Source organism: Klebsiella sp. LY, from assembly GCF_004010915.1.
Lineage (GTDB): Bacteria > Pseudomonadota > Gammaproteobacteria > Enterobacterales > Enterobacteriaceae > Klebsiella > Klebsiella quasipneumoniae.
The window spans coordinates 5069845-5082818 of the sequence record NZ_CP022444.1 but is presented as its reverse complement, the minus strand read 5'-3'; the positions used below and the strand labels follow the sequence as shown (position 1 = coordinate 5082818).

14 protein-coding genes and 1 pseudogene are annotated in these 12974 nt (G+C 60.1%); 6 read left to right on the top strand and 9 right to left on the bottom strand.

Annotated features, from left to right (window positions below; genetic code table 11):
- Window positions 1-21: 21 nt before the first annotated feature.
- Together CE636_RS27955 and CE636_RS27950 are read right to left on the bottom strand one after the other, a co-directional pair.
- Window positions 22-102 (bottom strand): annotated as a pseudogene (locus CE636_RS27955) (DeoR/GlpR transcriptional regulator); the annotation flags it as partial.
- Window positions 102-896 (bottom strand): PhzF family phenazine biosynthesis protein, encoded by a 795-nt coding sequence (locus CE636_RS27950; protein WP_017900359.1) that lies wholly within the window; start codon window positions 894-896, stop codon window positions 102-104. The gene CE636_RS27950 and the pseudogene CE636_RS27955, both read right to left, overlap by 1 nt.
- A gap of 201 nt (window positions 897-1097) precedes the next feature.
- Here CE636_RS27950 and CE636_RS27945 point away from each other — a divergent pair, with 201 nt between their 5' ends.
- Window positions 1098-2297, top strand: coding sequence for a sugar transporter (locus CE636_RS27945; protein WP_004205967.1), 1200 nt, complete (start codon window positions 1098-1100; stop codon window positions 2295-2297).
- A 67-nt stretch (window positions 2298-2364) separates the two neighbouring features.
- Here CE636_RS27945 and CE636_RS27940 read toward each other — a convergent pair whose 3' ends face one another.
- Window positions 2365-3033, bottom strand: coding sequence for a MarC family NAAT transporter (locus CE636_RS27940; RefSeq protein ID WP_004205969.1), 669 nt, complete (start codon window positions 3031-3033; stop codon window positions 2365-2367).
- A 261-nt stretch (window positions 3034-3294) separates the two neighbouring features.
- Here CE636_RS27940 and marR point away from each other — a divergent pair, with 261 nt between their 5' ends.
- Genes marR through marB form a run of 3 tightly spaced genes read left to right on the top strand, consistent with a single transcriptional unit; the run spans window position 3295 to window position 4383 of the window.
- Window positions 3295-3729, top strand: a complete 435-nt coding sequence (marR, locus tag CE636_RS27935) for a multiple antibiotic resistance transcriptional regulator MarR (RefSeq protein WP_017900358.1) — start codon at window positions 3295-3297, stop codon at window positions 3727-3729.
- A 20-nt stretch (window positions 3730-3749) separates the two neighbouring features.
- Window positions 3750-4124, top strand: coding sequence for an MDR efflux pump AcrAB transcriptional activator MarA (gene marA / locus CE636_RS27930; RefSeq protein WP_002904397.1), 375 nt, complete (start codon window positions 3750-3752; stop codon window positions 4122-4124).
- Window positions 4125-4164: 40 nt separating this feature from the next.
- Window positions 4165-4383: a multiple antibiotic resistance protein MarB gene (marB, locus tag CE636_RS27925; RefSeq protein WP_017900357.1), complete on the top strand. Its 219-nt coding sequence runs from the start codon at window positions 4165-4167 to the stop codon at window positions 4381-4383.
- A gap of 48 nt (window positions 4384-4431) precedes the next feature.
- Here marB and eamA read toward each other — a convergent pair whose 3' ends face one another.
- The gene (gene eamA, locus CE636_RS27920) at window positions 4432-5331 is read right to left on the bottom strand and encodes an O-acetylserine/cysteine exporter (RefSeq protein ID WP_017900356.1); all 900 of its coding nucleotides are present in this window, start codon (window positions 5329-5331) and stop codon (window positions 4432-4434) included.
- Between the two features lie 194 nt (window positions 5332-5525).
- On the opposite strand from eamA, the gene ydeE reads away from it, so the two are divergent.
- A complete protein-coding gene (ydeE, locus tag CE636_RS27915) occupies window positions 5526-6722 on the top strand; it encodes an efflux MFS transporter YdeE (RefSeq protein WP_004205975.1) in 1197 nt (398 codons plus the stop codon).
- 140 nt (window positions 6723-6862) lie between these two features.
- Window positions 6863-7345, top strand: a complete 483-nt coding sequence (locus tag CE636_RS27910) for a helix-turn-helix domain-containing protein (protein WP_004205976.1) — start codon at window positions 6863-6865, stop codon at window positions 7343-7345.
- Window positions 7346-7380: 35 nt separating this feature from the next.
- Here the strand turns inward: CE636_RS27910 and urtE are convergent, their stop codons facing one another.
- From urtE to urtA, 5 genes are all read right to left on the bottom strand, one after another.
- Complete coding sequence (urtE, locus tag CE636_RS27905) at window positions 7381-8079, bottom strand: urea ABC transporter ATP-binding subunit UrtE (protein ID WP_017900355.1); 699 nt, start codon at window positions 8077-8079, stop codon at window positions 7381-7383.
- 9 nt (window positions 8080-8088) lie between these two features.
- Window positions 8089-8886, bottom strand: a complete 798-nt coding sequence (urtD, locus tag CE636_RS27900; RefSeq protein WP_004205978.1) for an urea ABC transporter ATP-binding protein UrtD — start codon at window positions 8884-8886, stop codon at window positions 8089-8091.
- Window positions 8886-9959: an urea ABC transporter permease subunit UrtC gene (gene urtC, locus CE636_RS27895; protein ID WP_017900354.1), complete on the bottom strand. Its 1074-nt coding sequence runs from the start codon at window positions 9957-9959 to the stop codon at window positions 8886-8888. Before urtC ends, urtD begins: the two co-directional genes overlap by 1 nt.
- Window positions 9959-11533, bottom strand: coding sequence for an urea ABC transporter permease subunit UrtB (gene urtB, locus CE636_RS27890; RefSeq protein WP_017900353.1), 1575 nt, complete (start codon window positions 11531-11533; stop codon window positions 9959-9961). Before urtB ends, urtC begins: the two co-directional genes overlap by 1 nt.
- A gap of 61 nt (window positions 11534-11594) precedes the next feature.
- Window positions 11595-12866, bottom strand: a complete 1272-nt coding sequence (gene urtA, locus CE636_RS27885; protein WP_017900352.1) for an urea ABC transporter substrate-binding protein — start codon at window positions 12864-12866, stop codon at window positions 11595-11597.
- Window positions 12867-12974: the final 108 nt, after the last annotated feature.

Sequence of the window (12974 nt, the reverse complement as noted above, 5' to 3'; positions counted from 1 at the left end):
TGGCAGACGGCGACGTCTGGTTCAGTCGGCAATGATCAGCTGTGGGGAAAGGGTCACCAGCGCCTCGCGGGTCGCTTCCGGCAGGTGGCTGTCGGTAACGATTACCCTCGCAGATAAATCGTTCCGCGCAGATAGGTGGTGGCCTGGCCGCCGATCAGCACTCGGTCGCCCTGCCACTGGCAGCGCAGGTCGCCGCCGCGGGCGGAGCCCTGGCGCGCCATCATGGTGGTTTTCCCCAGTTTTTCGCCCCACCAGGGGATCAGCATGCTATGGGCGGAGCCGGTCACCGGATCCTCCGGCACCCCTTCACCCGGGCAGAAGAAGCGGCTGACAAAGTCATACTCCTCATCCGGCGCGCTGACGCAGATCATTTTGCCAAGCGTCTGCAGGCGCGCCATGTCCGGCCGCACCGCTTCAACCTGCTGACGATCCGCCAGCAGCACCAGATAATCGCGCCCTTCACGTACCTCGACGGCCGCCTCGAGTCCCAGTCCGGCCAGCAGGTCCGCCGGCGGGTTGGCCACCGGGGTGGTCGTCCACGCCGGGAAGTCGAGCGTCAGCCAGTCGCCGCTGCGGGTGACTCGCAGGTCGCCAACGAAGCGGGTGCTGAAGGTGATAGTCGCCGAGGGATGGTCGAGATATTCAAAAATAACGTGCGCCGCGGCCAGGGTGGCATGACCGCAGAGGTTGATCTCGTGCAGCGTGGTAAACCAGCGCAGCTCATAGCCTTCGTCGGTGCGGACGAAGAACGCCGTTTCGGACTGATTATGCTGTTGGGCCATTTTCAGCAGCACATCGTCGGCTAACCACTCGCTGAGGGGGCAGACGGCCGCGGCATTGCCACCGAAGTTTTTATCGCTGAAAGCATCGACCAGATAAAATTGAATTTCCTGCATACACTGTCCTTACTTTTTTTACTTTCCTTCAACATGACATAAAAGCGCCCCTCTGACACTATCCATAGCAAAATTAATTGCTTAACCGCGCCTGGCTGCTTGCAGTGAAATGAGAGGCAGATCACATAATGATTGTCTTTTCGCCAGCAAACGTTTTATGATCGGCGTCACATCTTCCCCTGAATCACCAGTCCAGAGCTTATGACTACGAATACGGTCTCACGCAAGGTAGCGTGGCTACGTGTCGTGACGTTGGCCATCGCCGCGTTTATTTTTAACACCACAGAATTCGCCCCGGTCGGTCTGCTGTCGGATATTGCCGACAGCTTCGGCATGGAAACTGCCCAGGTGGGCATGATGCTGACCATCTACGCATGGGTGGTGGCGTTAATGTCGCTGCCGTTTATGCTGCTGACCAGCAAAGTGGAGCGCCGGCGGTTGCTCATCGGCCTGTTTATTCTGTTTATCGCCAGCCATGTGCTGTCGTTCTTTGCATGGAATTTTGACGTGCTGGTCATCAGCCGCATCGGCATCGCCTTCGCCCATGCGGTGTTCTGGTCGATAACGTCGGCGCTAGCCATCCGCATGGCCCCCCCGGGCAAACGGGCGCAGGCGCTCAGTCTGATCGCCACCGGTACCGCGCTGGCGATGGTGTTTGGGATTCCGATCGGCCGCATCATCGGCCAGTATTTTGGCTGGCGAATGACCTTCCTGGCGATCGGCCTGGGCGCGTTAGCCACCCTGGTCTGCCTGGTGAAACTGCTGCCGACCCTGCCGAGCGAACACTCAGGCTCGCTGAAGAGCCTGCCGGTGCTGTTCCGTCGCCCGGCGCTGGTCAGCGTATACATTCTGACCGTAGTGGTGGTGACCGCCCATTATACCGCCTACAGCTATATCGAACCCTTCGTCCAGACGGTGGCGGGTCTGAGCGGCAATTTTGCCACCGTGCTGCTGCTGATCCTCGGCGGGGCCGGGATTATCGGCAGCATTCTGTTCGGCAAGCTCGGTAACCAGCACGCTTCGGGGCTGATAAGCCTCGCCATCGGCCTGCTGCTGGCCTGTCTGCTGCTGCTTCTGCCGGCCTCGCATAACCCGCACCACCTGATGCTGCTCAGCATCTTCTGGGGGGTGGCGATTATGATTATCGGTCTCGGCATGCAGGTGAAAGTGCTGGCCTCCGCCCCGGACGCCACCGACGTCGCCATGTCGCTGTTCTCGGGCATCTTTAATATCGGCATTGGCGCCGGCGCGCTGGTGGGCAGCCAGGTGAGTCTGCATCTCTCTATGGCCTCCATCGGCTATATCGGCGCTATCCCGGCGCTGGCAGGCCTGATCTGGGCCCTGCTGATCTTCCGCCGCTGGCCGGTATCGCTGGAAGAACACCAGCCGCACCACTCTTAATTCAGCCGCAAAAAAAGCCCGCCGGTATCGCTCCGGCGGGCTGTTGTCTCTCTGCGCATCACCGCAGTCAGGGATGCCAGGTCGAAATGATCTCCAGCACGCCATTAATAATAAATTGCACGCCCATGCAGACCAGCAGGAAGCCCATCAGTCGTGAGATGGCCTCAATGCCGCCTTTGCCTACCAGACGCATAATCGCCCCCGAACTGCGCAGGCAACCCCAGAGAATGATCGCCAACAGGGCAAAGATAATCGGCGGCGCCGCCAGCACCACCCACTCCGGGAAGTCCACCCCGTGTTTAACGGTCGAGGCGGAACTAATGATCATCGCGATGGTGCCCGGACCGGCGGTGCTTGGCATCGCCAGCGGCACAAAGGCGATATTGGCGGTCGGCTCATCCTGTAGTTCTTCCGATTTGATCTTCGCTTCCATCGAATCGTGGGCTTTTTGCTGGGGGAACAGCATACGGAAACCGATAAAGGCCACAATCAACCCCCCGGCGATTCGCAGCCCAGGTATTGATATGCCGAATGTATTCATCACCACCTGGCCGGCATACCATGACACCATCAGGATGGCGAAGACATACACCGAGGCCATCAACGCCTGCTTGTTACGCTCGGCGTTGTTCATATTGCCCGCCAGGCCGAGGAACAGCGCCACGGTAGTCAGCGGATTCGCCAGCGGTAAAAGCACCGCCAGGCCGAGCCCTATCGCTTTAAACAAATCGAACATAGTTAAATAAAGTCCCGTAAATATTCATTTTTTAAAGATGGTTTCAATCCGTGAGTATACCGGCTTCAACAATTCCAACGCCAGCCAGCTGATAAATCACTTTCGCCAAAAATTAACAAGCGTTAGAAAATTCACAAACAGTGACAAGCGTCGAATTTTTTTGTTTTAGCAAATCGTGGCATCGGCTAATTCATAATGTTGACTTATGATTGCCTGGGCAATAGTATCACTCGCAACTAAATCATTGCCTGGGCAACCATCATGAAAAATACCAGCGACCTGTTCAACGAGATGATTCCGCTGGGCCGCTTGATCCAGATGGTTAACCAGAAAAAAGATCGCCTGCTCAACGACTACCTCTCACCCATGGATATTACCGCGACCCAGTTTCGGGTGCTCTGTTCCATTCGTTGCGAGGTATGTATTACCCCCGTTGAGCTGAAAACCGTGCTTTCCGTCGACCCGGGCGCGATGACGCGTATGCTCGACCGCCTGGCGTGTAAAGGCTGGATTGAACGGTTACCCAACCCCGCTGACAAGCGCGGTGTGCTGGTGCAGTTGACGCCAGACGGCGCAGCCCTTTGCGAGCAGTGTCATCAGGTTGTGGGTCAGAAGTTACACCAGGAGTTAACAAAAAATCTGTCGGCGGACGAAGTCGCCATGCTTGAGCAACTCCTCAAGAAGGTCCTGCCGTAACAATAAGAAGAGGTAAGATGATGTCCAGACGTAATAATGACGCCATCACTATCCATAGTATTTTGTCGTGGATCGAGGATAACCTGGAATCGCCCCTGTCGCTGGAAAAAGTGTCTGAGCGCTCAGGTTACTCCAAGTGGCACCTGCAACGTATGTTTAAGAAAGAGACCGGCCATTCCCTCGGCCAGTACATCCGCAGCCGTAAGCTGACGGAGATTGCGCAAAAGCTCAAGCAGAGCAATGAGCCAATCCTGTACCTGGCGGAACGCTACGGTTTCGAATCGCAGCAGACCTTGACGCGAACGTTTAAAAACTATTTCGATGTTCCGCCCCACAAATATCGCATAACGAATGTACCTGGCGAATCCCGCTATCTGCATCCGCTAAATAACTGATGTTAATCGCCTGTAATATCAAAGACGTATTGAGGAAATCATGAAATTATTCGCTGCCGCAGCTATCGTCCTTCTGTCGCTGGCATCCAGCTTCAGCTTTGCGGAGCAAACCACCACGCCGGTGCGGCAAAACCAGCGTGACACAATGATTATCCCTTCGGACCATAACGACTCGCCGTTTGATTTCAATCATATGGCGGCCGGCAATGATAAATCTGACGAACTAGGCGTGCCGTACTACCAGCAGCACGACCTGTGATGCCATTACACGCATACTTGTGTATAGCCCCGTCTCCGGGGCTTTTTTTTACCCGCGCGCCATGCCCGGCCGCACCAGACGCAGACCGAAAACGTTGATATAGAGCCCGGCCATGATCAGCGCCGCCCCGGCGAGCTGCAGTCCGCTCAGCGTCTCCCCCAGCAGCAGCGCGGCGCTGGCCATCCCCACTACCGGCACCAGCAGCGACAGCGGCGCCACCCGCCAGGTTTCATAGCGCCCCAGCAGCGAGCCCCAGATACCATAGCCGACGATGGTGGCGATAAACGCCAGGTAAAGCAGCGAGAGAACCGTCAGCATATCGATCTGGCGTAGACTCGCCAGCATGAGCTGCGGGCCATCGATCAGCCACGAGGCAAACATAAACGGCAGCACCGGGATCAATGCGCTCCACACCACCAGCGACATGATCGGCGGCCGGGCGGCATGCGACATGATTTTTTTGTTGAAAATATTGCCGCAGGCCCAGCTGAGCGCCGCCGCCAGGGTCAGCATAAAACCCACCAGTGGGACATGCTCCCCGCCGAGGCTCCCCTCCACCAGCACCAGCACGCCGAAGATCGCCAGCGCGATCCCCGCCAGCTGCTTGCCCTGTAAGCGTTCGCCAAAGACGAAGGCGCCAAGAATGATGGTAAAAAAGGCTTGCGCCTGCAGCACCAGCGACGCCAGCCCCGCCGGCATGCCCAGGCCGATAGCGCAGAACAAAAAGGCAAACTGGCCAAAGCTAATGGTCAGGCCATAGCCCAGCAGCAGGCGCAGCGGAATGGCCGGCCGGGCGACAAACAGCAGCGCCGGGAAGGCGACCAGCATAAAGCGCAGGCCCGCCAGCATCAGCGGCGGCATATTGTGCAATCCCAGCTTAATCACCACGAAGTTAAGCCCCCACACCACCACTACCAGCAGCGCCAGCAGTCCATCTTTCCTCGTCATACCCTGCCTCTGTCGTTATTAGAATTTTTGTGAACAAAATCAAAGTAACCAAAAAGCGGTCGCCAGGATAGATCATTATTTTTGGCAGGTTCGGAAGTGCCTATCGCCACCGGGGCGACCTGTACAAGGCGTGATGGCCGTGTTATTTGTGATCGAAGACATAAAATTATAACAACATGACAGGCAAGGAAATCATGATCACCACACTCCGGCGCTCCACCATCGCGCTGCTGGCATCGTCGCTACTGTTGACTATCGGCCGCGGGGCCACACTGCCGTTTATGACCATCTACCTCACCCGACGCTATCAGCTGGAGGTGGATGTGATTGGCTACGCCCTGTCGCTGGCCCTCGTGGTCGGCGTGCTGTTTAGCATGGGCTTTGGCATCCTCGCGGACAAGTTCGACAAAAAGCGCTATATGGTGTGGTCAGTGCTGGTGTTTATCCTTGGTTTCAGCGCGATACCGCTGGTCAATAACGCTATCCTGGTGGTGATCTTCTTTGCGCTGATCAACTGCGCCTACTCGGTCTTTTCCACCGTGCTGAAAGCCTGGTTCGCCGACCGGCTGACGGCGGAGAAAAAAGCGCGCATCTTCTCGCTGAACTACACCATCCTCAACATCGGCTGGACCGTCGGACCGCCCATCGGCACGCTGCTGGTGATGCACAGCATTAATCTGCCATTCTGGCTGGCGGCAGCCTGCGCCGCCTTCCCGTTAGTGTTTATTCAGCTGTTTCTGCAGCGAGATGGCGCCGCCGCCGCCCAGCCAGGGGCTGCCGTCTGGACGCCTTCGGTGCTGCTGCGCGACCGCGCGCTGCTGTGGTTTACCTGTTCAGGGCTGCTGGCCTCCTTCGTCGGCGGCGCTTTCGCCTCCTGTATCTCGCAGTACGTACTGGTGGTCGCCAGCAGCGACTTCGCCGAAAAAGTGGTGGCCGTGGTGCTGCCGGTTAACGCCGCGGTGGTCGTCGCTCTGCAGTATGCGGTTGGCCGGCGACTGAGCGCCAGAAATATCCGCCCGCTGATGACCTTCGGCACCGTCTGCTTTGTGATCGGCCTCGTGGGCTTTATGTTCTCCGGCGCCAGCCTGTGGGCGTGGGGGATCTCGGCGGCAGTCTTCACCCTTGGCGAGGTGATTTATGCCCCCGGCGAGTATATGCTGATTGACCATATCGCCCCGCCGGGAATGAAGGCCAGCTACTTCTCCGCTCAGTCGCTGGGATGGCTGGGCGCGGCATTCAACCCGATGCTGACGGGGTTGATCCTCACCCATCTGCCGCACTGGTCGCTTTTTGTCATTCTTATCGGGGCGATTGTCGCCGCCTGGCTGATGATTTTCCGCGGGATCAATGCCCGCCCCTGGCAGCCGGATTCTCCGCTGGCCAACGCCTGACGCCAGCTGGCATGCGGCTGTCAGGTTGCTGTCAGGTTGCTGTCGGGTCGTTGTCGGGTCGCTGTCGTGGTGGCTGGCGGCCCGCTTTTCCATACTCCATCACAGGTTTACATCCGCAGAACGTTATGGAGCATACAAATATGAACAGCAACAATCAGGTCAAACAATTACGGCTGCAGCGCGCCTGGTCCCAGGAACAGCTGGCCGAAATGGCGGGTCTCAGCGTCCGCACGATCCAGCGCATTGAGAATGGCGAACGCCCGGGACTGGAGACCCTCAGCGCCCTCGCCGCGGTCTTTGAGGTGACGGTGGCCGAGATCGGCGGCGAAGCCTCGCGGGAGGGCGCGCCGGGCCCGGAAGCCTCGCTGGATCTGCGTATAGAGGAAGCGAAAGCGCGGGTGCAGCAGGAGAGCCGCTTTTTTCGTTCGCTGTCGGTGGCGCTGGTGGTCTGCGTGCTGCTGGCGCTGCTCAACCGGTACACTAACCCGCAGTACACCTGGTCCGGCTGGGTCGCCCTGATCTGGGGCGCTCTGCTGGCGGTGAGAGGATTACGCCTGTTCGTGTTCGGCGAATGGATCAAAAACTGGCGCCAGGCGCGCCTGCAGCGGCTGCTGCGTAAATAGCAAGGAAACCGGCGGCGCGAACGCCGCCGGTCCGTTCAGATAGTCACCAGGGCGCGTACGCCGTCGGTTTCCATATCTCCGCCCTTGCCCTGCTGGACGATGGCGCCGCGCGACATCACCAGGTAGTGGTCCGCCAGCCCGGCGGCAAAGTCATAGAATTGTTCCACCAGCAGGATGGCCATATCCCCGCGGCTCGCCAGCTGACGGATCACCTCGCCAATCTCTTTGATGACCGAGGGCTGGATCCCCTCGGTGGGCTCATCGAGGATCAGCAGCTGCGGACGGCCGGCCAGCGCCCGGCCGATCGCCAGCTGCTGCTGCTGGCCGCCGGATAAGTCACCGCCCCGCCGCTGCTTCATGGTCTTGAGCACCGGGAAAAGCTGGTAAATCTCCTCCGGCACCTGCTGCGCCTCGCGGGCGGGAAAGCGCGATAGCCCCATCAGCAGGTTTTCCTCCACCGTCAGGCGCGGAAAAATCTCGCGTCCCTGAGGGACGTAGGCCACCCCGGCCTGTACCCGCTGGTGCGGTTTACGGTGGGTAATGTTCTGATCCTGCCAGCGTACCTCACCGCTGCGCGCCGGGATCAGCCCCATCAGACATTTCAGCAGGGTGGTCTTGCCGACGCCGTTGCGCCCCAGCAGGCAGGTGACTTCGCCCTGGCGGGCGGAAAAATCCACCCCACGCAAAATATGGCTGCCGCCGTAGTATTGATGTAGCTGACTCACCTGTAACATTGGCGCTCCTTAACGTCCCAGATAAACTTCAATGACCTGCTCATTGGCCTGCACCTCCCGCAGCGATCCCTCCGCCAGCACCTGGCCCTGATGCAGGACCGTCACCCGGTCGGCGATAGTCTCGACAAATCCCATGTCGTGCTCCACCACCATCAGGGAGTGCTGTCCGGCCAGCGTACGAAACAGCTCCGCTGTATATTCGGTTTCCGCATCGGTCATGCCGGCCGCTGGCTCATCAAGCAGCAGCAGATGCGGCTCCTGCACCAGCAGCATGCCGATCTCAAGGAACTGTTTCTGGCCATGGGAAAGCAGCCCCGCCTGGCGGTAGCGTTCGCCGTCAAGACGCAGCAGGCGCAGCACCTCATTCAGTCGATCGTCCTGTTCACTGCTCAGCCGGGCGCGCAGGCTGGCCCACACCGATTTATCTCCCTTCATCGCCAGGGCGAGATTTTCCGCCACCGTCAGCGCTTCGAAGACCGTCGGCTTCTGAAACTTGCGCCCGATGCCCTGGCGGGCGATGGCCACCGGTTCGAGGGTGGTCAGATCCACCGACTGGTCATAGATCGCTTTGCCGCTCTGCGGCCGGGTTTTGCCGGTGATCACATCCATCAGGGTGGTCTTGCCCGCGCCGTTGGGGCCGATCACACAGCGCAGCTCGCCGACGCCAATCGCCAGCGACAGGTCCGTCAGCGCCCGGAAACCATCAAAGCTGACGTTAATGTTCTCCAGCTGCAGTACCGGGTCGGTTTGCGCACGAAAGCGATCGCCGGGCAGCTGGCGGGTAAACAGTCCTTCATCCGGTTGCATTAGCGGTCTCCTCGACGCAGCAGACCCATCACCCCGCGGGGTAAAAACAGGGTTACGATGATAAAGATGAGGCCGAGAAACAGCTGCCAGTACTCCGGCATCGCCACGGTGAAAATGCTCTTCGCGCCGTTGACCAGCCCGGCGCCAAGCACCGGGCCAATCAGTGTGCCGCGCCCGCCGAGCGCCACCCAGATGGCGGCCTCGATGGAGTTGGTCGGCGACATTTCGCTGGGGTTGATGATCCCCACCTGCGGGACATATAACGCCCCCGCCAGGCCGCAGAGTACCGCCGACAGCGTCCACACCAGCAGCTTGAAGCCGCGCGGGTCGTACCCGCAGAACATCAGGCGGTTCTCGGCATCCCGCACCGCGGTGAGGATCCGACCAAACTTACTCTGCGCCAGCGCCGAGCCCAGCCACAGGGTCAGCAACAGCAGCAAAACCGTGGCCATAAACAGGGTGGCGCGGGTGCCGGTGGCGGTGACCGGAAAACCCAGCAGCGTGGTAAAACCGGTGAAACCGTTGTTGCCGCCAAACCCGGTCTCGTTGCGAAAGAACAGCAGCATACCGGCATAGGTCAGGGCCTGGGTCATGATCGAGAAATAGACCCCTTTGATCTTCGAGCGAAAGGCAAACCAGCCGAAAACCAGGGCCAGCAGACCGGGAACCAGCACCACCAGCGCCATCGCCCAGGCGAAATGCTGCGTGCCCCACCAGAACCAGGGCAGTTCGCTCCAGGAGAGAAAAGACATAAACGCCGGCAGACCGTCGCCCGCCGCCTGGCGCATCAGGTACATGCCCATAGCGTACCCGCCGAGGGCAAAGAAAATCCCGTGCCCCAGCGACAGCATACCCGCGTAGCCCCAGACCAGATCCAGCGCCACCGCCACAATGGCGTAGCAGAGGATTTTACCGCTCAGGGTCAGCAGCCAGCTCGGCACCGCCAGCGGATGGGAGGCCGGCAGCAGTGCCAGAAATGGCATGCTCAGCAGCCCCAGCACCAGCAGGATCCCCAGCCAGCGCAGAGGCCGCGGCGCGCGCTGCGCCAGCGTTAAGGTAACAGGTTGGCTCATCAGTCAATCACCCTCCCTTTCAGCGCGAACAGACCCTGCGGGCGTTTCTGAATAAACAGAATAATCATCACCAGGATCAGGATCTTGCCCAGCACAGCGCCCATTTGCGGCTCGAGAATTTTGTTGAAAATGCCCAGCCCAAAGGCCGCCGCCACGCTGCCGGCCAGCTGGCCGACGCCGCCCAGGACCACCACCAGAAACGAGTCGATGATGTATCCCTGACCCAGTTCAGGCCCGACGTTGCCGAGCTGTGACAGCGCCACGCCGCCCAGCCCGGCAATACCGGAGCCGAGGCCAAAGGCCAGCATATCCACCCGCCCGGTAGGTACGCCGCAGCAGGCGGCCATCGCCCGGTTCTGCGTCACGGCGCGGACGTTCATGCCGAGACGGGTGCGGTTCAGGATGAGCCAGGTAAAGCACAGCACCAGCAGGACGAACGCCAGCACCGCCAGCCGGTTCCACGGCAGGATCAGGTTCGGCAGGACCTGCACGCCGCCGGAGAGCCAGGCGGGGTTTGCCACCTCGACGTTCTGCGCGCCAAACAGCATGCGCACCAGCTGGATAAGCATCAGGCTGATCCCCCAGGTGGCGAGCAGCGTCTCCAGCGGCCGACCATACAGATGACGAATAATGGTGCGCTCCAGCGCCATGCCGATCCCGGCGGTCACCAGAAACGCTACCGGCAGCGCGACCAGCGGATAAAAGGCCAGCCACTGCGGCGCGAGCTGCGCCAGCGCCTGCTGAACCAGCCAGCAGCTGTAGGCGCCAATCATCAGCATCTCGCCGTGGGCCATGTTAATCACCCCCAGCAGGCCGTAGGTGATCGCCAGCCCCAGCGCGGCCAGCAGCAGCACCGAGCCCAACGACAGCCCCATAAAGGCCTGGCCCAGCAGATCGCCGAGCAGCAGACGATGTTTGATCTTTTTCAGGCTGTCGCTGGCCGCCTCGCGCACCGCCGCATCCGGCTCATGCTGGGCATCGGTAAAGGGGATCAGGAGCGCCTGGGTTTCCGGGTCCGCGGAATGGCCCAGCAGCGTCACGGCGGCCAGCCGCGCGCTGGCCTCAGGCTGAGTCAACTGCAGCCGCGCCAGCGCCACCTCCAGCAGGCCCCGCACATTATCATCGCTTTCCGCCTTCAGCCGCTGCTGCAGCAGCGCGGCCATGGCCGGGGTCGCTTCCCGCTGTAGCGTTCGTGCGGCGGACGCTCGCTCTGTGACGTTGTCACTTAAAATAAGATGGCTGGCCAGCGCGCCGGCAGCCAGATTGCGCAGCCGGTTGGTCAGACGCACCGGTCGGGTTTCGCCCTGGGGCGCGGCGACGGCACCCAATGGCTGTAATCCGCCCTGTCGGGTGCGGAAAGCATGTTTTCCGTCGTCCATCACCAGGCTCTCGGTGGTCAACGCCCGCAGCAGCGGCAGACGATCCGCCTGCGGCGCTGCCGCCCACTGGGTCAACAGCTGCGCCTGCTGGCTGCGGCTGGCGGCAACGAAGTCGTCCGCCTCCGCGGCCTGTGCCCGCCATGGCAGCAGGATCAGCAGTAGCGTCAACACACTCATGAGACGCAATGCGTTCATGTCGTTCTCCTCTTGTCAGCGGCCGACGGACGCGACGTTCCCGCTCCGTCGGCCCTGGCGCTTACTGGCTGACGGTTTTCATCGGATGGTCAGGTTTCTTATCATTACCGGGGATCCACGGGCTCCATGGCTGCGCGCGGACGGGCTCATCGGTCTGCCAGACCACGTTGAACTGGCCGTTGCCTTCAATTTCACCGATCATCACCGGCTTATGCAGATGGTGGTTGGTGGCATCCATCGTCAGGGTGAAACCGGACGGCGCTTTGAAGGTTTGTCCGGCCATAGCGTCGCGCACTTTGTCCACGTCGGTGATGCCGGCTTTGGTCACCGCCTGCGCCCACATATGCAGACCCACCCAGGTCGCCTCCATCGGATCGTTGGTCACCACCGTATCGGCATTCGGCAGCTTGTGCGCTTTGGCGTAAGCGCGATAATCGGCGACAAAGGCTTTGTTGGTCGGGTTATCGACCGACTCAAAGTAGTTCCATGCCGCGAGGTTGCCGACCAGCGGTTTGGTATCGATGCCGCGCAGCTCCTCTTCCCCCACCGAGAAGGCCACCACCGGCACGTCGGTCGCTTTCAGCCCCTGGTTAGCCAGCTCTTTATAGAACGGCACGTTGGAATCGCCGTTAATGGTAGAGACCACCGCCGTTTTGCCGCCGGCGGAGAATTTTTTGATATTGGCGACGATGGTCTGGTAATCGCTATAGCCGAACGGGGTGTACACTTCTTCGATATCTTTGTCCTGGATCCCTTTGGCATGCAGGAAGGCGCGAAGGATCTTGTTGGTGGTGCGCGGATAAACGTAGTCGGTTCCCAGCAGGAAGAAGCGTTTGGCGCCGCCGCCGTCCTCGCTCAGCAGGTATTCCACCGCCGGGATGGCCTGCTGGTTAGGCGCCGCGCCGGTATAGAAGACGTTGGGGGACATCTCTTCCCCTTCGTACTGTACCGGGTAGAACAGCAGGCCGTTCAGCTCCTCAAACACCGGTAGCACCGATTTACGCGAGACCGAGGTCCAGCAGCCAAACACCACCGCCACCTTATCCTGGGCCAGCAGCTGGCGCGCCTTCTCGGCGAACAGCGGCCAGTTGGAGGCCGGGTCGACCACCACCGGCTCCAGCTTCTTGCCCAACACCCCGCCTTTGGCGTTGATGTCGTCGATGGCCATCAGGGCGACGTCCTTCAGCGGCGTTTCGGAAATCGCCATCGTCCCGGAGAGCGAATGCATGATCCCGACTTTAATAGTGTCGGCGGCATAGGCCTGGAAGGAGAGACCCATAGCCATAACAGAGGCGGAGAGTGCAAAAGCTTTTAATAACGTTCTTCGTTGCATGATTCACTCCTGAGTAGCGCAAAAATAAAGAATTAACAGCTAACCAGAGGTGATAAGGCAAAAACGGTGCCAGGTTGTGAGAACAGTGGGATGCGGCGCAGGCGGACG